Origin of the sequence: Ferrovibrio sp. MS7 (assembly GCF_038404985.1) — a bacterium.
GTDB lineage: Bacteria > Pseudomonadota > Alphaproteobacteria > Ferrovibrionales > Ferrovibrionaceae > Ferrovibrio > Ferrovibrio plantarum.
In genome coordinates this window covers 1,454,610-1,475,243 of sequence record NZ_JBBKBA010000001.1, presented here as the reverse complement: position 1 = coordinate 1,475,243, position 20,634 = coordinate 1,454,610, and the positions used below count along the sequence as shown (strand labels likewise).

At 64.1% G+C, this 20,634-nt stretch carries 18 protein-coding genes; 8 read left to right on the top strand and 10 right to left on the bottom strand.

Translation table 11 applies throughout. The annotated features are described in order from the left end of the window. Positions 1–73: 73 nt before the first annotated feature. The 3 genes from cobB to V6B08_RS07025 are packed head-to-tail and all read right to left on the bottom strand — an operon-like array spanning position 74 to position 2,528. Entirely contained in the window at positions 74–778 is a 705-nt protein-coding gene (gene cobB / locus V6B08_RS07035) for a Sir2 family NAD+-dependent deacetylase (protein WP_341979074.1), read from the bottom strand. After that, positions 768–1,436 (bottom strand): RNA 2',3'-cyclic phosphodiesterase, encoded by a 669-nt coding sequence (gene thpR, locus V6B08_RS07030; RefSeq protein WP_341979073.1) that lies wholly within the window; start codon positions 1,434–1,436, stop codon positions 768–770. The genes cobB and thpR overlap by 11 nt, the downstream gene beginning before the upstream one ends. A 48-nt stretch (positions 1,437–1,484) precedes the next feature. Then, positions 1,485–2,528 (bottom strand): NADP(H)-dependent aldo-keto reductase, encoded by a 1,044-nt coding sequence (locus tag V6B08_RS07025; protein ID WP_341979072.1) that lies wholly within the window; start codon positions 2,526–2,528, stop codon positions 1,485–1,487. Positions 2,529–2,913: 385 nt separating this feature from the next. Between V6B08_RS07025 and V6B08_RS07020 the strand changes: the two genes are divergently transcribed. Next, a complete protein-coding gene (locus tag V6B08_RS07020; RefSeq protein WP_341979071.1) occupies positions 2,914–5,433 on the top strand; it encodes a methyl-accepting chemotaxis protein in 2,520 nt (839 codons plus the stop codon). 118 nt (positions 5,434–5,551) lie between these two features. On the opposite strand, the gene V6B08_RS07015 is transcribed toward V6B08_RS07020, so the two are convergent. Next, positions 5,552–6,172, bottom strand: coding sequence for an arylesterase (locus V6B08_RS07015; RefSeq protein ID WP_341979070.1), 621 nt, complete (start codon positions 6,170–6,172; stop codon positions 5,552–5,554). A gap of 58 nt (positions 6,173–6,230) precedes the next feature. On the opposite strand from V6B08_RS07015, the gene V6B08_RS07010 reads away from it, so the two are divergent. Next, complete coding sequence (locus V6B08_RS07010) at positions 6,231–6,986, top strand: ABC transporter ATP-binding protein (protein ID WP_341979069.1); 756 nt, start codon at positions 6,231–6,233, stop codon at positions 6,984–6,986. After that, positions 6,986–9,511, top strand: coding sequence for an ABC transporter permease (locus V6B08_RS07005; RefSeq protein WP_341979068.1), 2,526 nt, complete (start codon positions 6,986–6,988; stop codon positions 9,509–9,511). Before V6B08_RS07010 ends, V6B08_RS07005 begins: the two co-directional genes overlap by 1 nt. A gap of 15 nt (positions 9,512–9,526) precedes the next feature. Here the strand turns inward: V6B08_RS07005 and V6B08_RS07000 are convergent, their stop codons facing one another. Further along, a complete protein-coding gene (locus V6B08_RS07000) occupies positions 9,527–10,738 on the bottom strand; it encodes a multidrug effflux MFS transporter (protein ID WP_341979067.1) in 1,212 nt (403 codons plus the stop codon). 199 nt (positions 10,739–10,937) lie between these two features. Between V6B08_RS07000 and V6B08_RS06995 the strand changes: the two genes are divergently transcribed. Continuing rightward, entirely contained in the window at positions 10,938–11,663 is a 726-nt protein-coding gene (locus tag V6B08_RS06995) for a Bax inhibitor-1/YccA family protein (RefSeq protein WP_341979066.1), read from the top strand. Between the two features lie 97 nt (positions 11,664–11,760). Here V6B08_RS06995 and V6B08_RS06990 read toward each other — a convergent pair whose 3' ends face one another. Beyond that, positions 11,761–13,377 carry an ABC transporter substrate-binding protein gene (locus V6B08_RS06990; RefSeq protein ID WP_341979065.1) on the bottom strand — a complete coding sequence of 539 codons (1,617 nt, stop codon included), beginning with the start codon at positions 13,375–13,377 and terminating at the stop codon, positions 11,761–11,763. 289 nt (positions 13,378–13,666) lie between these two features. Here V6B08_RS06990 and tsaA point away from each other — a divergent pair, with 289 nt between their 5' ends. From tsaA to V6B08_RS06970, 4 genes are all read left to right on the top strand, one after another. Next, positions 13,667–14,215 carry a tRNA (N6-threonylcarbamoyladenosine(37)-N6)-methyltransferase TrmO gene (gene tsaA, locus V6B08_RS06985; protein ID WP_341979064.1) on the top strand — a complete coding sequence of 183 codons (549 nt, stop codon included), beginning with the start codon at positions 13,667–13,669 and terminating at the stop codon, positions 14,213–14,215. 90 nt (positions 14,216–14,305) lie between these two features. Continuing rightward, a complete protein-coding gene (locus V6B08_RS06980) occupies positions 14,306–15,793 on the top strand; it encodes a M81 family metallopeptidase (protein ID WP_341979063.1) in 1,488 nt (495 codons plus the stop codon). Positions 15,794–15,814: 21 nt separating this feature from the next. Continuing rightward, positions 15,815–17,122: a tetratricopeptide repeat protein gene (locus V6B08_RS06975; RefSeq protein ID WP_341979062.1), complete on the top strand. Its 1,308-nt coding sequence runs from the start codon at positions 15,815–15,817 to the stop codon at positions 17,120–17,122. Positions 17,123–17,337: 215 nt separating this feature from the next. Then, complete coding sequence (locus tag V6B08_RS06970) at positions 17,338–17,586, top strand: hypothetical protein (RefSeq protein ID WP_341979061.1); 249 nt, start codon at positions 17,338–17,340, stop codon at positions 17,584–17,586. Positions 17,587–17,682: 96 nt separating this feature from the next. Here the strand turns inward: V6B08_RS06970 and V6B08_RS06965 are convergent, their stop codons facing one another. The 4 genes from V6B08_RS06965 to V6B08_RS06950 form a co-directional block, all read right to left on the bottom strand. Continuing rightward, positions 17,683–18,069 (bottom strand): DUF2794 domain-containing protein, encoded by a 387-nt coding sequence (locus V6B08_RS06965; protein WP_341979060.1) that lies wholly within the window; start codon positions 18,067–18,069, stop codon positions 17,683–17,685. 81 nt (positions 18,070–18,150) lie between these two features. Further along, positions 18,151–18,702 (bottom strand): response regulator, encoded by a 552-nt coding sequence (locus V6B08_RS06960; protein WP_341979059.1) that lies wholly within the window; start codon positions 18,700–18,702, stop codon positions 18,151–18,153. 12 nt (positions 18,703–18,714) lie between these two features. Beyond that, positions 18,715–19,362, bottom strand: a complete 648-nt coding sequence (locus V6B08_RS06955; protein WP_341979058.1) for a chemoreceptor glutamine deamidase CheD — start codon at positions 19,360–19,362, stop codon at positions 18,715–18,717. Between the two features lie 10 nt (positions 19,363–19,372). Then, on the bottom strand, positions 19,373–20,593 hold the full coding sequence (locus V6B08_RS06950) for a pentapeptide repeat-containing protein (protein ID WP_341979057.1): 1,221 nt from the start codon (positions 20,591–20,593) through the stop codon (positions 19,373–19,375). Positions 20,594–20,634: the final 41 nt, after the last annotated feature.

The following is a 20,634-nucleotide window of genomic DNA, read 5'->3' as shown; positions in this document are numbered from 1 at the left end:
CCGATCCATCACCCCGTCACCCCGCGGCAGTGTCGCCTGAAAAGCGGCGGCGGCGCAACACAACAGCGTGGTGTCAGCCGAGCAGTTCCTGCACGTAGGCCGGGACAATCTCGGAAGCCGCGCCATAGCGTTTCTCGGCAAAGTGCGAGTAGCCCTCCGATGGCTCAAGATTGAGTTCCACCGTATGGGCGCGGCGGCGGCGGGCCTCGGCAACGAAGCCGGCGGCTGGATAGACATTGCCCGACGTCCCGATGGAAACGAACAGGTCGCAGCCATTCAGCGCCTGTTCGATACGGTCCATGTAGAACGGCATCTCGCCGAACCACACCACATGCGGCCGCATGTAGCCCGGTGTGGCACAGGCCGGACAGGCACTGGAGAGATCGATATCCTCGCGGCAGGGCAACACGTTGCCGCAGCTTTCGCAGCGGATCTTCAGCAACTCGCCATGCATGTGCAGCAGCTTGGCCGAGCCGGCACGCTCATGCAGGTCGTCGACATTCTGCGTCACCAGCAGGAAGTCGCCGGGCCAGGCCCGTTCCAGCGCCGCGAGAGCAGCATGGGCCGGGTTGGGCACGGCCTCGATCAGATTGCGGCGGCGGGCATTGTAGAAATCATGCACCAGGGCCGGATTGCGCTCGAAGCCTTCCGGCGTCGCCACATCGCGCAGGTCATACTTGGTCCATAGCCCATCCTTGTCGCGGAAGGTGCCAAGCCCTGACTCGGCGGAAATGCCGGCGCCGGTAAGAATGACCAGCGAACGGTATTTAGTCGCCAAAGCCGTAGCTCAGAGCTGGTTGCAGATGGCGCCGCTCCTGTTCCCAGGATTCACGTTCGCGCGCCGCTTCGGCCCGCTCCCAATCCTCGGCCTCGTCGGCGATCCAGCCATGGTCATCGTCGCCATCCAGGCGATAGATCCGCTCCGGCGTGTAGATGGCGCCGCCATGGGAGAGGAAACTGGAATAGAGCACGAAGCGGTCGCAGGTGAAGCAGGGCGGTGAGACCAGCGCATGATGGGCCAGGTATGCGCCAAGACGATCCACAGGCGGCTGATTCAGCCGCGCCAAGGTGACATGCGGCGTGAATTTGCGCCGGTCCGGCTCCAGGCCCAGCCGCGCCATGGCGCCATCCACCTTCTCATGCAGCCGTTCCAATCCCTGGCTCGGCCGTACACCGGCCCACAGGCTGCGCGCCGCGCGCTTGTCGCCGAACGTGCCCACCCCATGCAGGGCAACCTCGAAGCTCGGCATCTGGATGCCGCTGAGGGCCTCCGCGACATGGCGGGCGGTGCGGCCATCCACTTCGCCGATGAAGCGTAAGGTGATGTGGAACTGGGCGGGATTGACCCAACGTGCTCCGGGCAGGCCGGAGCAGAGTTCGCGCAAGGCCAGGGACGTGGCCTCGGGCATGCTTAAGGCGACAAACAGGCGGACCATGGGCGTGTACTCCTCGTCACGCTGGCCTGGCCGCAATGGGCGGCGATATCAGGCAGCAGGATTGGGTTGGTCGCGGTGAATCGCGTCGATGCCGTCCAGCACCTCCTTAGGCAGGTTGACGTTAAGGGAGTCGATATCGGCCTTGAGCTGTTCCAGGCTGGTGGCGCCGATGATATTCGCGGTGACGAAAGGCCGCGTGTTGACATAAGCCAGCGCCATCTGCGCCGGATCGAGGCCATGCTGGCGCGCCAGCGCCACATAGCGCCCGACAGTGCGGTCAACCTGCGGGTTGGAATAGCGCGTGAAGCGCGTGAACAAGGTCAGCCGGGCGCCGGCCGGGCGCGCGCCATCAAGATACTTGCCACTGAGCACGCCCATGCCGAGCGGCGAATAGGCCAGCAGGCCGACCTGCTCCTTGTGCGCCACTTCGGAGAGCGAGCCTTCATAGGCGCGGTTCAGCAGATTGTAGGGATTCTGGATCGAGGCCAGGCGCGGACCCGGCGAGCCAAGGTGGCGCATGACACCCCAGGCGGTTTCGTTCGAGACGCCGAAATGCCGGATCTTGCCAGCCTTCACCAGCGCCGCCATGGCATCGACGGTTTCCTCGATCGCCACCGACTCTTCGTCGTTCCAAGGATATTCGGCACGGCCGAAATTCGTCGTCAGGCGATCCGGCCAGTGGGTCTGGTAGAGATCGATATAGTCGGTCTGCAGCCGCTTCAGGCTTTTGTCCACCGCCTCGAAAATTTGCCCGCGGCTTAAATTTGGCGGCAAGCCATCATCGCGCAGCCAGGTGAAATCGCCGCGCGGCCCGCCGCCACGGCCGGCCACCTTGGTGGCGAGAATCACCTTGTCGCGGTTTTGGCGGGCCTTCAGCCAGGTGCCGATATAGCTTTCGGTGCGCCCCTGGGTCTCGGCCCTGGGCGGCACCGGATACATTTCGGCGGCGTCGAGGAAATTGATGCCGCGCTCCCAGGCATAATCAAGCTGGGCATGGGCTTCCGCTTCGGTGTTCTGCTGGCCCCAGGTCATGGTGCCGAGACAGATCAGGCTCACCTGCAAATCGGTGCGACCGAGGCGACGAAACTCCATAACGGCAATCCTTCAGGCAACAAGCGTAACAGCGACATATTGTAGGTTGGCCACCCCATCGACAACAACTAATTGCGTTTGAAGCAATTTTCCCTGTCCGAAGATAACAGTTTGCCGATGCCGTCCACTTTCGGACTCGTTTTGATTCCCGCGCCCATATCGCTGGCCAGCCAAAATGTCCTGGTCGGGTGATTCGCACTGCAGGCTGCATGAGCTAAGCCGGGTACAAGCTCCGCACGCATCTTTGCAGGCCGAAATATTCGTGAAATGAAAGGGATAACAGCAAAAAAGCAGGCTATCTCCTCCACGCCATCACCCGTTAGAATCGAACCAAGGCGCAAAGCATTTGCGCCCCTGACAGATTGAGGCAAGGCGGGGAATGCCGATGAAAAACCTTTCGATCCGCACCATTCTTGGCGTGATCATAGGCGTGCTTGGGCTGCTGCTGGTGGCGGTCAGCGTCAAGTCGCTGCAGGAGGCCCTGGAGCGTAGCCAGGCGGCACAGCGCGTCGCGGCCCTGGCGCCGATCAGCCAAAGTTTCTTCCTCTCGCTGCAGCAGCATCGCCTGGAGCGCGGCAACGTCATCATCGCCATGCGCAGCAAGGACCCGGCCGAGGATACCGCGCGCAAGAATGTCGTCGACTACGGCGCCATGGCCAAGAAGGGCTTCCAGGATGGCTATGCCGGCTTCAGCGCCCTGGCGGCGTCACTGCCCGGCTCGGGCCCAATCCTGACCAGGCTGAAGGAAAGCCATGATGCAGTGGATGCGCTGCGGCCGAAGGCGCAGGCGGCGATGGCCGCTGCGGAAGCGCAACGCGACGCCCAAGCGATACGCGACTGGCCGCGCGTGACTCAGGCCTATCTCGATGCCGTGGAAGCCGCTTCCGATTATCTCGAAGCCTCCCTCAAGATGGTCGACCCGATGGTGGACCAATTGCTGATGGTGAAGCGCACCGCCTGGGTAGCGCGCAACTATGCCGGTTCGATGGTGCTGCGCCTGCTGGGTTCGATGACCGGCGGCCAGCCATGGACCGCCACTGATATCGCCGCCCATGCCGAGGATTTCGGCCGGCTGCTCACTGCCTGGAGCATCATCACGGAAGCCGCCGCGCGCAACGACACGCCGCCCGCCGTGGCGGAAGCCGCCAACAAGACCCGCGCCGTGTTCCAGGGCCCGATGGCCGATGAACGCCAGAAGGTGGTGATGGCGCTCGCCACCGGCCAGAAGCCCGATATCCCGCAGGCGGAATTTCAGCCGCGCCAGGTGGAAGGCCTCAGCCTGATCAACGAAATCGCCAACCAGGCGCTTGAGCAACTGATCCTGCGGGCCGAGGATCAAAAGGAACTGGCACAACGCCGCCTGATCATCAGCGGCGTGTTGCTGGCGCTGGCTGTGGCGGTGACGGCTATCGGCTTCCTGATCGTGCAATGGCGCGTCAGCGGCCCGATCAGCGGCATGACCGAGGCGATGCAGCGGCTGGCCGAACGCGACCTCGACACCACCATTCCCTTCGTCGAGCGTGGTGCCGAGATCGGCCGCATGGCCAAGGCGCTGCAGGTATTCAAGGACAACATGGTGGCGCGCGAACAGGCCGAAGCCGATATCGCCCGCCAGCGCGAGGAAACCGAGCGCCGCCGCCAGGAACTCGAGGCCAGCGAGAAGGCCGCTGGCGAGGAAATCGCCACGCTGGTCAACCAGGTCGGCCAGGGCGACCTCTCGGGCCGCATCAGCGAGAGTGGCAAGAGCGGCTTCTTCCTTTCGACCAGCCAGGAACTGAACCGCCTGGTGGTGACGTTGCAGACCATGAGCGAGGAACTCGCCTCTACCATGGGCGCCATGGCCGATGGCGACCTGCGGCCCCGCGTGAAGGGCGACTATCGCGGGGTGTTCGGCGAGATCAAGCACGGCGTCAACAGCATGGCCGACCAGATGCGCGATTTCGCCGGCCGCCTGACCATGACGGCGCAATCAGTGCGCACCGCCTCCGACGAAATCTCCACTGGCAGCCAGGATCTGGCGCAGCGCACCGAATCCCAGGCCGCCAGCATTGAGGAGACGGCGGCATCGATGCACGAAATCACCACCACGGTGAAGCAGAATGCCGACAATGCCCAGGCGGCCAACCAGCTCGCCACCACGGCACGCGACACCGCCGAAACCGGCGGCAAGGTGGTGAACGACGCGGTATCGGCGGTGACGCAGATCGAGGAAAGCGCGCGCAAGATTTCCGACATTGTCGGCCTGATCGACGAAATCGCCTTCCAGACCAACCTGCTGGCACTGAATGCCAGCGTGGAAGCCGCCCGTGCTGGCGAAGCCGGCAAGGGCTTCGCGGTGGTGGCGCAGGAAGTCCGCGCGCTGGCGCAGCGCTCGGCCAATGCCTCCAAGGACATCAAGGCGCTGATCCAGGCCTCTAACGCACAGGTGAAAACCGGCGCCAACCTGGTCAATCAGACCGGCAAGTCGCTTACCGATATCGTGTCGGCGATCAAGAAGGTGTCGGATATCGTCGCCGAGATCGCTGCGGCGAGCCGCGAGCAGGCCACGGGTCTTGAGCAGATCAACACCGCCGTCGGCAGCATGGACGAGATGACCCAGCGCAATGCCGCCCTGGTGGAGGAAACCACGGCGGCGGCGCAGTCGCTGGCCGGACAGGCCCGCGAACTGGCGCAACTGGTCGGCTTCTTCAAGCTGGATGAAACGACTGCCACAGCGCCGGTGTCGGCAGCAGCACCTGTGATGGCGAAGCCCATGGCTCCCGCCGCGCCCAAACTGGCACCGATTGCCGCCAAGCCGGCGGCAAAGCCGATCCCGCCGAAGCCGGCAGCGCCCATCGCAAAGCCGGCCGCAGCGCCGAAGCCTGTCCCCAAGGCTGCGGATGACGACGACTGGCAGGAATTCTAAGGATCTAACAATCGTCATGGCCCGCGCAGGCGGGCCATCCACGAGTTTGTTTTAAATATCCAGAAAATGGTAACTCTTGGATGCCCTGCCTTCGCAGGGCATGACGCTGTAGGTTAGCTCAGCCCTTCAGCCACGCTGTCACCGACGGCAGCATGCGCTTCACCATCTCGGCAACACCGGCGCGGTTAGGGTGCATGCCGTCATCCAACGTCAGGTCGCGCCGGGTGGCGACGCCATCGAGAAAGAACGGATAGAGCGGCAGCTTGTATTTCTCGGCCAAGGCCGGATACAGCGCATTGAAGCGGCGGCCGTAATCCTCGCCGAGATTGGGCGCCGCCAGCATGCCGACCAGCATCACCTTGACGCCAGCAGATTGCAGCTTGGTAACAATCTTCTCGATATTGGCCTGGGCATTCTCCGGGCTCAGGCCCCGCAGCATGTCGTTGGCGCCGAGCGCCACCAGGGCATGGGTCGGCTTGTCCGCCAGCGACCAATCGAGCCGCGACAGCGCACCAGCCGAGGTATCACCGGAAACCCCGGCATTGATTGCGGTGACATTCAGGCCCGCCTCGCGCAACGCCTTTTCAAGCTGTGCCGGAAAAGCCGCATCGGCGGGCAGATTGTAACCGGCGGTGAGGCTGTCGCCGAGCGCCAGCAGGCGCACGGCCTGTGCTTGGCCCCAGGCGGCGGAGAACGGCGATAACGTAATGGTGAGCAGGATCACAAACAGCCGCGCCAAATATTGGCGCTGGCGCAGGAGCCTCCCATATAGTCCGTGCAAAGGAACCATGACGCGCATGACAGCTTCTTCCGCCTCCGAATCCGCTTCGCAATCCATTTCCCTAGCCGGCGCCATCGTGACGCTGGCCGATGTGAAGCTCACTCTCACCAGCACGGCCGGCCCGGTCAACATCCTGCGCGGCATTGATCTCAGTGTGGCGCCGGGCGAACGGATTGGCATTGTCGGCCCCTCGGGTTCCGGCAAATCCACCCTGCTGGCGGTGCTGGGCGGCCTGGAAGGCGTCAGCAGCGGCCAAGTGCGCGTTGCCGGCGCCGATCTCAACAAGCTTAAAGAGGACGAACTGGCGCTGTGGCGCCGCCAGCGTATCGGCATCGTGTTTCAGGCCTTCAACCTGATCCCGACCATGACGGCGCTGGAAAACGTGATGGTGCCGATGGAACTCGCCGGCGCGGCGGATGCGGAGGCACGAGCCAAGGCCGCGCTGGCACAGGTTGGGCTGGCAGAGCGCGAAACCCATTACCCGGCGCAGCTTTCCGGCGGCGAACAACAGCGCGTGGCTTTGGCCCGCGCCGTGGCGCCGAAGCCGGCCCTGCTGCTGGCCGACGAGCCGACCGGCAATCTCGATGGCAGCACTGGCCAGACGATAATTGACCTGTTGTTTGGCGAGGCCGCCCGGCTGAATTCGACACTGATCCTGATCACCCACGATCAGGCACTCGCCGAACGCTGTGACCGCGTGGTGCGCATCGAGGATGGCCGGATCAGGAGTATCGAGCCTGGCAAGGCCGTGCTGGCCCAGGCAGCAGATTGATGCTGTCACTCAAACTTTCCTGGCGCGAGCTGCGCGGCGGCCTGCTCGGCTTCCGCCTGTTCGTCGCTTGCCTCGCGCTCGGCGTTGCCTCCATCGCCGGCATTGGTTCGCTCAGTTCCGCCATCGTCGCCGGACTTGAGCGCGATGGCCGCCTGCTGCTGGGCGGCGATATCGAATTCCGCCTCATCCACCGCGAGGCCGAACCGCGCGAACGTGCTTTCCTCGATTCCCAGGGCCGCGTCTCCGAAACCGTGCAGATGCGTGCCATGGCGCACCGCAGCCAGGGCGATGGCAGCACGCTGGTCGAATTGAAAGCCGTCGATGCTGCCTATCCGCTGGTCGGCCAGGTGGCAATGCAGCCGGCGCTGCCGCTGGCAGACGTGCTGCGCCGGGATGGCAATGTATTCGGCGCCGCCGTGGATGAAGCGACACTGGTGCGGCTGGAAGCACAGCTTGGCGATGTGATCCGCATCGGCCAGGCGCAATTCAAGCTCAACGCCGTGATCGAGCGCGAACCGGACCGCGCCACTGAGGGCCTGACGCTGGGCCCGCGCGTGCTAGCGAGCCGCGCCGCGCTGGATGCCAGCGGCCTGGTGCAGCCCGGCAGTTTAAGCTATTTCCACTACCGCGTTTCTTACTTCCCCGACATCGAGCCGGAAAGCGTGACCGCGCGTGCCAAGGCGGAATTCGCCGAAAGCGGCTGGCGCATCCGCGACTGGCGCGGCGGCAATCCCGGCCTGCGCCGCTTCCTCGACCGCGCTGGCCTGTTCCTGGTGCTGGTCGGCCTCACCGCCCTGCTGATCGGCGGCGTCGGCGTTGCCAATGCCGTGCATGCCCATATGCAGGCCAAAACCGGCACCATCGCCACGCTCAAATCGCTCGGCGCCACCACCGGGCTGATCTTCCGCGTCTATCTGTGGCAGACATTCCTGCTCGCCGGCATCGGCATCATCATCGGCGTCAGCCTCGGCGCCTTCCTGCCGCTGCTGGCCGCCAACGCGCTGAACACCGCCCTGCCGGTGCCGCTCGCCACCAGCCTCTACTGGCAGCCGCTGGCCGTCGCCGGGCTCTATGGCCTGCTGGTGGCGCTGGCTTTTGCGCTGTGGCCCTTGGCGCGCGCCGCCGATATCCGCCCCGCCGCGCTCTACCGTGACCTCGTCGCGCCCGGCCTCAACCTGCCGCGCTGGCCCTACCTGCTCGGCACGGCTTTGCTTTTCGCCGCCTTGGCGGCGCTGGCGATCTTCTCCGCCGAAGTGCCGCGCTTCGCCGCCTATTTCGTGGCCGGCGCGGCGGTCAGTTTCCTGTTCTTCCGCCTGCTTGCCTGGGGCCTGGGCAAGGTGGCGGCACGCATCACCCTGCCGGCCAATCGCGGTCGCTGGAGCGCCCGGCTGCGCTTGGCGCTCGCCGCCCTGCATCGCCCGGGTTCCGCCACCGCCAGCCTGATGCTGTCGCTCGGCGTGGCGCTGACCTTGCTCGTCACCATGGCGCAGGTGGAAGGCAACCTGCATGCGCAGGTGACCGAGCGCCTGCCCGACGAAGCACCGGCGTTTTTCTTTGTCGATATCCAGCCGGACCAGATCGACGCCTTCAAGCAGCTTGTTGCGGCCACACCGGGCACCGGCGCGGTGCAGACAGTGCCGAACCTGCGTGGCCGCATCACCCGCGTCGGTGCCCTGGCGCCGGAACAGGTGGCGGTGGATCCAGAACAGCGCTGGGTGCTGCAGGGCGACCGCGGCCTGACCTATGCGCGCGAATTACCGGAAGGCTCGACGCTGGTCGCCGGCGAATGGTGGCCGAAGGATTATGACGGCCCGCCGCTGATCTCGCTGGAGGAAGCCGTCGCCAAGGGACTGGGCCTGCGCCTCGGCGACAGCCTGACGGTGAATATCCTGGGCCGCGACATTGAGGCGAAGATCGCGAATATCCGACGGCTCGACTGGAGCAGCCTTGGCATCAATTTCGTCATCGTGTTCTCGCCCGGCCTGCTGGAGCGCGCGCCGCATACCCATCTCGCCACTGTGAAGGCGACGCCGGAGGGCGAGAATGCGCTGTTCCGCGCCGTCACCAGGCAGATGCCCGGCATCTCGGTGATCCGCATGAAGGATGTGCTGACCGAGGTTAACAACCTTGTCACCAAGCTCGGCTCGGCGGTGCGCGGCGCCGCCATCGTCACGCTGATTTCCGGCCTGCTGGTGCTGGCCGGCGCGCTGGCCGCCGAGCATCGCCGCCGGCTGCGCGAAGGCGCGATCCTGAAGGCGCTGGGCGCCACGCGCAGCGATATCCTGGCGGCGCATCTGCTGGAATATGCCGCCGTCGGCCTGGTCGGTGCGGCCCTCGCCTATGGCCTCGGCCTCGCCGCCTCCTGGGGCATCGTGGCGCGGATCATGAGTTCCGGCTATACGCCGCTGGCCGGCACCGCTGCCTTCACCGCGCTCGGCGGCCTCGGCGTCGCCCTGCTGCTCGGCCTCGGCGGTGCCTGGGCAACGCTGAACGCCAAGCCAGCACCCCTGCTCAGGCAAGCCTAGTCAGTCCCGGCCGGATCAGTCTTCCTCCCGCACCAGCACGGCGCGGGCGACGAAGCCGCCGGTCATCAGCAGCGCGATCATGCCGGTCATCGGCAGGGCCGTGCCGTTATGCAGCGCGCCGACCAGGGCGGAGGAAATGCCGCCGCAGCCGAACTGGATGATGCCCATGAGCGCCGCCGCCGTGCCGGCACGGGGCCCGAGCACACCGGCCATGGCCGACGCGCCGGCATTCGGCATCACCATGCCCATCGGCGCGATGGTGCAGATCACGCCGGGGATCAGGAAACCGAGACCGAGGCCGGCATAGGCGCCGGCGAACAGCACGATGCCGCAGAATGCGGCCACCGCGCCGGCCACTTTCAGCACCTCGGCGGCGCTGAAATGGCGCAGCAGCACGCGGTTAAGCTGCGACAGGCCGATCAGGCCGAAGGCACCGCCGCCGAACACCCAGGCATAATGATGCGGCTGCAGGCCATGCAGGTCGATGAACACGTATGGCGAGCCGGCGATATAGGCGAACATGCCACCCGATGGCAAAGCCGAGGCCAGCGTGTAGCCCATGAAGCGGCGGTCGCGGAAAAAGCCGGCATAGGCCTTGAGCGTACCAATCAAGGAGAGTGGCTGATACGGGCCGCGATGGCTTTCCGGCAGCAGCCACATGGCAGCCCCAAGCACCACCAGGCCGATGGCGCCGAGGAAGCCGAAGATCGAGGGCCAGCCGAACCAGATCAGCATGTAACCGCCGAGCAAGGGCGCCAGGATCGGCGCCACGCCCAGTACCAGCATCAGCAGCGAGAAGACGCGGGCCATCTCCTGCGGCGGATAGAGGTCGCGCACCATGGCGCGGCCGATCACCAGGCCGCCGCAGCAGCCCAAGGCCTGCACGAAGCGCAGCACGATCAGGGTTTCGACATCGCGGGCGAAGGCACAGGCGACGGAAGCAACGATGAACACCGCGCTGGCGATATAGAGTGGCTTCAGCCGGCCGAACCGGTCGGAGAGCGGGCCGATCAGCAACTGCCCCAGCGCCAGGCCGAGGAAGAAGGCAGAGAGGGTCAGCTCGATGCGGCCATGGGCGGCGGCGAATTCACGGCCCAGGGCCGGCAGGGCCGGCAAATACATGTCGACGCCCAGCGGCGTGAAGGCCGTGAGGGCGCCGAGAATCAGGGTCAGGCGCGCTAGCGAAACCCGGGTTCCCGGGGCGGCGGGCGGGGAAGAGGCGGTCATGGGAGGCTCCGGCGCCGGTTGATCAGGCGCTCTTGCATCTTCAAATACACCGATTTCCCTTTGAAATGAACGGTTTTAGTGGGAGAATCGCCATTCCTGGGAGGCTGCGATGGGGGCTTGAAATTGCAGCGCAAATCCCCAAGTATCGGGATGACATAAACGGCGCATAAACGCCGTTCCATCAACGGAGGCTACTCACATGTCCACGCCCTTCAACCAGACGCGCTACGGCTACTCGGCCGGCACGTTGGACCGCGCGACCATCGACCAGGCGCTGCGCTCCTACATGCTTCGTGTCTATAACCTGATGGGTTCGGGCCTGGCGCTGTCAGGCATCCTCGCCATCGCGGTGTCGCAGAGCCCGGCCATCATGCAGACGCTGTATGGCACCGGCCTCGGCATGCTGGTGTCGTTCGTGCCGCTCGGCCTGCTGCTGATCATGACCTTCGCCGCCAACAAGCTCTCGGCCACCGCCGTGCAGGCGCTGTACTGGGCCTTCACCGCCACCATGGGCGTGTCGCTGGCCGGCATTTTCATGGTCTATACCGGCGGCTCGATCGCGCGCATCTTCCTGATCACCGCGTCGATGTTCGGTGCCATGAGCCTGTGGGGCTACACCACCAAACGTGACCTCACCGGCATGGGCTCGTTCCTGTTTATGGGTGTGATCGGCCTGCTGATCGCCGGCATCGTGAACATCTTCCTGGGTTCGAGCGTGCTGCAGATGGCGATCTCGGCGATCACCGTGCTGGTGTTCACCGGCCTGACCGCCTATGACACCCAGCGCATCAAGAGCGACTTCTATGAAGGCGATCCGGCCGATATCCAGACCAAGCAGGCGATCTTCGGCGCCGTCTCGCTCTACGTGAACTTCCTCAACATCTTCCTGGCCCTGCTGAACCTGTTCGGCCAGAAGAACGAGTGACCAGAGTAAATAGAGACTCGGCAGGGCTTAAGCCCTCGCCCAGAAACCCCGGCGGGAAACCGCCGGGGTTTTTTGTTACCCATGCTTCATATCCGGCTCACTGCTTCTCGATCTGGCGGAAGTCGAGCTGGCGATGGAACCAGTAGGTATAGCCCTTGATATTCTTCTGCATGCCGACATCGAGCATCTGCTGGTACAGCGGCACGCGCGGCACCTCGACCATCGCCATCTTGATGAAGCCCATCAGTTGCTCGCGATATTTCGCCGGGTCTTCCTCATAGCGTGAGGCATCGATCAGGGCATCCATCGCCTTGCTCTGATAGGACATGGTGTTGAATACGGCATTCTGGCCGTGATAGCCCCAGAAGAAGAAATAGTCGGGGAAATTCAGCCAGCCGCCGAAGCTGGCGAGGTGCAACGACCGGTTCTTCTGCAGCATGGCGTTGCGGAAACTGCCGCTCGGGATCTTCTCGATCGCCACCTTGATACCGATCTTGGCCAGCGATTCCTGCAACAGCACCGCCGTCGGCTCGTCCGCCGTCGCCTCGCCCAAGTCAAAGGAAATAGTGGTTTCGAAGCCATCGGGGTAACCGGCCTCGGCCAGCAGCTTCTTCGCTTTCTCAAGATTGGTGTCATAGGGGAAAGGCTGCGGCCAGGAAGCATCGGCTGGCGCGCTGGCTGGCGCACCATGCATCATGCGGCCCCGGCCGTAGATCGCCGATTTGCTGATCTGCTCGAATGGCACGGCATAAGCGATGGCCTGGCGCACGCGCACATCGTCAAACGGCTTCTGTGTGGTGATCATGCCGAGATACTTCAGTGAATTCTCGATCGGCACGCCCACCACCAGGTATTTGCCCGAACCCTTCTCGGCGAAAATCTCCGCCGCGTCGCGCTGCGGCGTATCCAGCGACATATCGGCGTCGCCGCGTTCCATCAGGGCGCGGCGGTTACCGGCCTGCGGCACCTCGCGCAGGATGACGCGCTTCATCTTGGGGAGCGTGCCGCTCTTCCAGTCATCAAAACGCGTGAAGCTGATTTCCTGGCCCGGCGTCCATTTCTCCAGCTTATAGGCGCCGCCGCCGGCATCATTGGTCTTCATCCAGTCCATCGCCCACGGGTCCTTCTCCGTGGCGTTCTTCTTGGCCAGCTTGGAATTGTAGATCGCAGGCACCACCACGGCCATGTCAGGCAGAGCCAGCTTGTCGCGCTTCGGCAGGTCGACGCGGAAGGTGTAATCGTCCACCACCACGAACTGCTCCGGCTTGGTCAACGAGCCGGCGGCCATCTGGAAAGTGGGGAAGCCGCCGACAGAGACGGCACGGTCGTAGGACCACTTCACGTCATGCGCCGTCACCGGCTCACCGTCGTGGAATTTCGCGTTGCGGCGGATCTTGAAGGTAAAGCTCTTGCCGTCGGGCGAGACCGTGTAGCTCTCGGCCAGCTCCGGCACGATCTTGCTGTAATCGTACATCTGGGTGCCATCCGGCAGCGTCTTGATGCCGAAGGAGACCAGGCGGTCGTAGAGATTCCAGGCCGCCAGGGAAGAGCGGCTGCTGGTGCCAAGGCCATGCATGTCGAGGCTATTCATGCCGGCCTCCACCACCACCAGCAGGGTTTCCTGCCGCGACTGGGCGACGGCCTGTCCTGTCGCCGCGGTTAGAATGAAGCAGGCCGCCGCCATGGCCATGGCCTGGGATTTCATACGCAACATTGGAACCTCCTTGCTGTGGATTTGCCGTTTATTCGAGCCACTTCGCCCCAAGGAATGCCCAGATTCTGGCCTCCCCGAGGCATTTGGGCGTTGCCCCGCCCAAATAAGTAAGTAATTGATTACTTACTTGCTATATTCATGCCAAGGCACGGGCATCACTCCGGCGGGACTGAAGTCCCATCCGAAACCCGGGCGGGAAACCGCCGGATTCTTGCTGCATGCCGTTGATTGAACGCGGAGTCATCGAACGCGCGTTGCCAAGATGCCGCCATGGCGGGAAGATGGCGGCATGAAGGAAACAGATTCCCTGCGCCCCGGTGAATTGAGCGTCGCACCGCCGAAGGCCGACGATGCCGGGCTGGAATTCATCGGACGGATTCACACGCCCTGGACCAGCCGCGCCGATTGCCCGCGCCACGGCAAACAGGACGGCCCGCTCTGCCGTATCGAATTGTTCGAACCCTGGGCACTGGCTTTGCAAGGCATCGAGAGCTATCCGCGGCTGGAAATACTCTACTGGCTGCATCAGGCCCGCCGCGACCTGGTGCAGCAGAGCCCGAAAAATGACGGCCGCACCCTGGGCAGTTTCGCGCTGCGCTCCCCACTGCGGCCCAATCCCATCGGCACGGCGGTGGTGGCTCTGGAAGGCCGCGAGGGCAACAGCCTGCTGGTGCGCGGCCTGGATTGCCTGGACGGCACGCCTTTGCTGGATCTCAAACCGGAATATTGCCCATTCAGTGGCCAGGGCAGTGGCCAGAGCAGTGGCCAGAGCAGTGGCCAGAGCAGTGGCCAGGGCAGCGGTGCCGGCAATGCCGGCGCGGCAAATCCACGCGGCTGACGCGGCTTTTCCCCCTTTGCGACAGCGACGGCCTATGCTTCCATACGTCTACGAACGATTTCGAGTCGCCATACCGATGAGACTGCCCTGATGAAATTCGTCCTCGCGATGATGAAGCATGAGACCAATACCTTCTCGCCGATCGTGACCGATCTGGCGCGGTTCGAGGCCTGGGGGCTCTATCGTGGCCAGGCCGCCATCGACGCCTATGCCAAGACCAACATGCCGCTGGGCGTCTATCTCAAGCTGGCCCGCGAAATGGGCGCCGAGGTGGTACTGCCCGTGGCCGCCGAGGCGATGCCGGGCGGCAAGGTGACGCGGGAAGCCTATGCCGCACTCTGCGAGCCGATCCTGGAGGCAGTGAAGGCCGGCTGCGATGCCTGCCTGCTCGACCTGCACGGCGCCATGGTGGCGGACGGCACCGATGATGGCGAAGGCACCCTGCTGGAACGCATCCGTGCCATTCGCCCGGACCTGCCGATTGCCGTGACGCTCGACCTGCATTGCAACCTGACCCAGCGCATGATCGACAATTGCGACGCGCTGATTGGCTACAAGACCTATCCGCATGTCGATATGGATGTCGTGGCGGAACAGGTGTGCCGTATCCTGCTCGGCTGGCTGCAGGGCAAGCGGCCAAAGCCGGTGATGGCCTGGCGGCAATTGCCGCTGCTGTCGCAAACCCTGGCGCAGGGCACGGCGGACGAGCCGATGAAGGGCCTGATCGCCGCCTGCAAGGCCGAGGAAGCCGCAGGTTTACCGGCGGCCACCATCTTCGGCGGCTTCGCGCTGGCTGATATCGCCGATGCCGGCACCAGCGTGATCTGTATCGGCGATGATTTCGCCCAGGCCGATGCGGCGGCGGCGCGCATCGCCAAGGCCGCCTGGGAACAACGCGACATATTCCTCTACAAGCACCGCGACCTGCAGGACACGGTGGCCGAGGCCAAGAACAAGGCCAAGGATGTGGATGGCCCCATCGTGCTGCTGGACCATGCCGACAATTGCGGCTCCGGCGGCACCCAGGATGTGATGACGGTGATCGCCGAGGTGTTGCGCCAGGGATTGCAGGATGTCGCCGTCGGCGCCGTGTGGGATCCGGAGGCCGTGAAGCAGATGCAGCAGGCCGGCGTCGGCGCCACCATCACGCTGAAGCTCGGCGGCAAGACCGACATGCCGGCAATCCACGAACCCGGCCGGCCGCTGGAACTCACCGGTCGCGTGCGCACCATCACCGATGGCGAATGGGTGGTGCGCGGCCCAATGTATAACGGCTATGTCGTGAAGATGGGACCGACGGCGGTATTCGAGACCGGTGGCATGCAGATCGTCGTGGTCTCAAACCACCACGAACCCTGGGATACTGGCGTCTTCACCTCGGTGGGCATCGATCCGCTGGCGAAGCAGTATCTGCTGCTGAAATCGCGCATCCATTACCGCGCCGGCTTCGCACCGCTGGCCCGCGCCACCTATACGCTGGACGGCACCGGCGTCACCACCTCGGACAATTCCAAGCTGGATTACAAGCAGTTGCGCAAGCCGCTCTATCCCTTCGACAGGCTCAACGACTGGCCCTGAGCACGACATGAGTCGGAACCCATGAGCTTGCAGGATACACAGGGCCTGAGCGTCAGCAGCGACGACCCGGAGATCGTCGGCCGGCTGGACGAATTCGACCGCAGCTTCCTCAGTTACGGCAAGACCGCCGCGGCGGCCTGGGAAGCCGCCGAGCGTGCGCCGGGGCAGCCATTGGTAGCGGCCAAGGCGGCGGCCCTGGCGCTGTTCATGCAGACCGGCGACGCAGCAGCCAATGCCACGCGTTTCCTCGACCGCGCCGAAGGCATGCTTGCCACGGCATTGCCGCGCGAGCGGCTGTGGCATCAGGCGGTGCGCGCCTGGGCGAAGAATGACCTGCATGGCGCGATTGGCCTGCATGAACGGATCGTGCGCGAATTTCCCCGCGATCTGGCGGCAATGAAGCTCGGCCAGGTGCATCAGTTTCATATCGGCGATGCTGAGGGCATGCTGCGGCTGGCCGAACTGGCGCGTCCGGCGAATGAAGAGAATCCCTACCTGCATGGCATGCGCGCCTTCGCGCTGGAGGAATGCCATCACCTCGACGAAGCCGAAGCCAGCGCGCGGCAGGCCATTGCCATGCTGCGGCGCGAACCCTGGGCGCACCATGCGCTGGCGCATGTGATGGAAGCGCAGGGCCGCGCGGCGGAAGGTCTCGAGACCATGCTCGGCTTCAGCGATTGCTGGGCCGATTGCAACAGCTTCATGCTGACCCATAATTGGTGGCACGCCGCATTGTTCGCCATCGATTGCGATGACCCGGAGCAGGCGCTTGCGCTGTATGATCAACGAGTCTGGGGGGTGTGGAAGGAATACAGCCAGGACCAGGTGAACGCTGTGGCATTGCTGGCGCGGCTGGAATTTGTCGGCCTCGATGCCGGCGGGCGCTGGCAGGACTTGGCGCAGTATCTGGAGCCACGCCTGCATGAGCATGTCGATCCGTTTCTCGACCTGCATTACCTGCTCGGCCTGGCCCGCGCCGGCTACGATGCCTCAGCGCAGGAATTGCTCACCTCAATGGCCGAATACAGCCATGTTGCCGGCGATCCAGTATGGCATAGCGTCGCGCTGCCGCTCGGTCGCGGCATCCTGGCCTATGGCCGCCAGCAATGGGACGAGGCCTTCCGGCAATTGCGCCTCGGCCTCGAAGGCATTGCCGGCATCGGCGGCAGCCATGCCCAACGTGACCTGTTCCACTGGCTGATGCTGGAGGCCGGCTGGCGCGCTGGGCGCGGGCCAGAGATCAGGCCGCTGCTGCAATTACGGGTCGCAGCACGCCCCGGCATCGCCCGCCACCGCCGCGAATTGGCCCGCATCGACTCGGCCAATTAGTCCGCGACTCGGCAGCGAATCGGCTTAAACGCGATAAAAAAGCCATAAAAGTTCCGCGAATCGAAAAATAACGACATGGCGATTCGCCACGATTGGCGCGGCTCTATTACTCCGTCTTGACAGTGTGGCCGCCACCTCCATGAGATGATGTCGATGCAGCCGGCTTACCTATGTGCATGGGCAGGCATGCAGCCTCAATCTCAGGGATCATAGCAATGTTCACCCGTATCAAGACGATTGCCGCCGCCTTCATCGTCGCTGGCTTCCTGTCTGGCGTCGTCGCCCCGGCCTTCGCTCCGGCCGCGCAGGCCCAGGCCACCCCGGCCACCCCGGCCAAGCCCGCCGCGAAGAAGGCCCCGGCCAAGAAGGCTTCCGCCAAGAAGCCGGCTGCCGAGAAGAAGGCGCCGGTGAAGAAGGCCGCTGCCAAGCCGGCCAAGAAGGCCACTACCAAGAAGGCCGCCTGATCGGCTGCAAAGCCCTAGACGGATTTCAGGCCCCTGCCCCGGCGCTTGCCGGGCGGGGGCTTTTTGTTTGCGGTGATTTAAGCCGCCGGCGCCCACTCAGGCCAGCGCGTCCCTTTTTGGTTCAAAATAGCGCAGCAGCATGGCCAGTTCACGGCCGCGCCGCAGGATCCGTCCGCCCTGGCCGAGAATGGCGAAGGCGCCTTGGCGACGCGCCAATTTTGGCGTTTTCACGATGCGATAGAGGGCGCCATCAGCGCTGCGTCTGAATACCGCGAAACAGCAGCTATCCTTGTCATGCCCGATGGCATAGTCGCGCCACTCGCCGCGCCCAACCATGCGGGAATAGAGATCAAGGATCTGGGCGAATTCGCGTCGGTCGAAAAACACCGGCGGCGGCGCCGCCTGATTGGCCACGGCCTGAAGCGGCTGCGCCGTCTGCCCCTTGGCGGGGCGGTAATCCTGGAAGGCTAGAATATCGCTCATACCGCGCGGGCCGGCCTCCATGCGTGTTTCGGACCTGAATCTTGGTCCCATGACGCTTATGCGTCAACCCGGTAAACGAGCCTAGAGCTCCTTGAGCAGCTCTTCGACGGAGCTTTCGTCCATGACCTGGTCGCCCTTGGCAAGCAGGTCCTTGCGCCGTTCCTCGCCGGTATAGTTGGAAACCCGGTGGCGGCGACGGTCGGGGCCGAAGAAATCGTCGGTACGCACGAAGGTGCGCGGATTCTCGATCACCACGGTGATGCGCTTGGCCATGGTGGAGGCGGAAAACGGCTTGACCAGGAATTCGGTGACACCGGCATCGCGGGCCTTGATCACCTTCCACTCTTCCGACTGCGCGGTAACCATCACGATCGGCACGAACACATTCTTCGAGGCCTGATTCTTGCGCACCCATTCGACGAAGCCAATGCCATCCATCTCACCATCCATGTGCCATTCGGTGAAGATGATGTCGACGACGTTATTTTCGAGATAGGCAATCGCGACCTGGGCGTTGGTCGCCTCGGCGACTTTGGTGATGCCGAGCGGACGCAGCACCTCCTTGATCAACTGCATATGGTTCTGGTTACTCTCAACCACCAGACAGGCAACATTATTGAGCTTGTACGTCATCGTGCCGGCCTGTCAGTCGAACAACTCGATACTGCCGGCGGCATTCTGCACCGCCGTGATCTTCTTCGCCGACTCACGCTGGAACACCGCCTTGGCGCTGGCATCCTCGATCTGCTTCATGCGCACGACGCCAGTCTCGGGAAAATACTGCACCTTGCGCGGCAGGTTGCCGCGCAGGTCGGCACCCATCACGCGGAAACCTTCCGCCTTGAGATAGCGCTCGACGAAATCCGCATTCTGATGCCCGATGCCGCGGAGCCCTGAAAGCACATTGGCACCGCCGAACACCTTCACTTCCAGCCGCTCGCGCCGGCCACCCACGGCAAGGATGCCGTTGATGAGCTGCTCCATGGAGTAGCTGCCGTAGCGCAGCGAGGCCGAGAAAGGCAAATCCGGGTTGCTGTCGCCGCCTTTGTCGGGCAACAAAAAATGGTTCATGCCACCCTTGCCGGCGACCGGATCGCGGATGCAGGCAGCAATGCAGGAACCAAGCACGGTGGCCAGCATCTCGCCCGGCTGGGTCGAGACATAGAAATCACCCTGGAACACCTGCACCACATGCACCTTGAGCACCGGATCGTAGTAACGCCGACGCTCGCTCATCGGCGCGACGCCGAAGCCTGCCTCGTTTCGTTGCAGATTGGTGCTCAGCGTGCTCATGCGGCGGCCATCATGGACCGGCAACCATGCTGGGTTCAAGGCCGGTGACCTGTTCGATCACGGCATCGTTCCATTGCACCGCATCAACCCGCGCACCACCCAGATTGGCCCCGGTGAGATCGCAGCGCATGCGCCGACCGGTACGCTCACCCTGGGCGGTAAGGATTTCGGCACTGCCGAACACCGCCTCCGCGATATCCGCAAAGCGGAAGTCGGCACCAGTGAGTGTGGCACCGAGAAACACCGCCCCCTTGGCCTCGGCATCGCGCGCATCGATGCCAGAGAGATCGGCGAAGCGCAGCACCGTGCGCTCCATGCGAGCCTCGCGCAGCTTGGCGCCACGCAGACGGATGCCGGACAGGTCTTGCCCGCGCAAGTCGAACCCGGAAAGATCGGCACCACGCAGGTTTGCAGGCTGGCCGCGGCCGGTCTGCACCCAGCTGCGATGCTCCTCTAGCAGCGTGGTAATCTCTTCCGGCGTCAGCGGTTTAGGCGGCGGCAAGGCTTCGGCAGCCAGGTTGGCCATGGCGATATTCGCGCCATAAACCTCAACACCATTGAGATCGACACCATGCAGATGCGCATCCGTCAGGTTGGCACCGGCCAAAGTGGCGCCTGCAAGCTTGGCGCCGGACAGCTCCGCCCCCATCAGATTGGCGCCGACCAGGGTGGCACCACCGAGATTGGCGCCGGAAAGGTCGACCTGGGCGAGTTGGCAATCGGTCAGAGCCGAATTCTCCAGGTTGGCACCAGCCAGATTGCTGCCGGTAAAGTCCGCACCCAGAGCATCGACCCCGGCCAGATTCGCGCCGGCGAAATTGCTGCCGGTGATATTCTGGCGCAGCACAGCAATGCCCTCGCCGGTACCGGCGCCGGGCACCGCCTCGCCGATTTCCAGGCCACGGCGGAAATTGACCCCGGCCATCACCGCATTGGCGAAATTGGTGCTTTCCAGCACGGCGCCGCGCATGTCGGCGCGGGTCAGGTCCGCCGCGGAAAGATCAGCCCCGGAAAGATCAGCCTTGAAGAAGCTGCACTGCGCCAGATTGGCGCCCTGGAGTTGGCAATTGCGCAGGATCGCGGCACGGAAAACCGCACGCCGCAGATCAGCCTTGGAAAGGTCTGCGCCAGTCAGGTCCTTGCCGCTGAAATCGGCGGCCTTGCCTGTGGGCAACCCCTTCAGCCAAAGCTGATGGTGGTGCAGCATTTCCTTGATATCGAGCGGATCCATTGGCGGCCGCCATCCTCCAGACCGCAAGCGCGCCGGCCGTT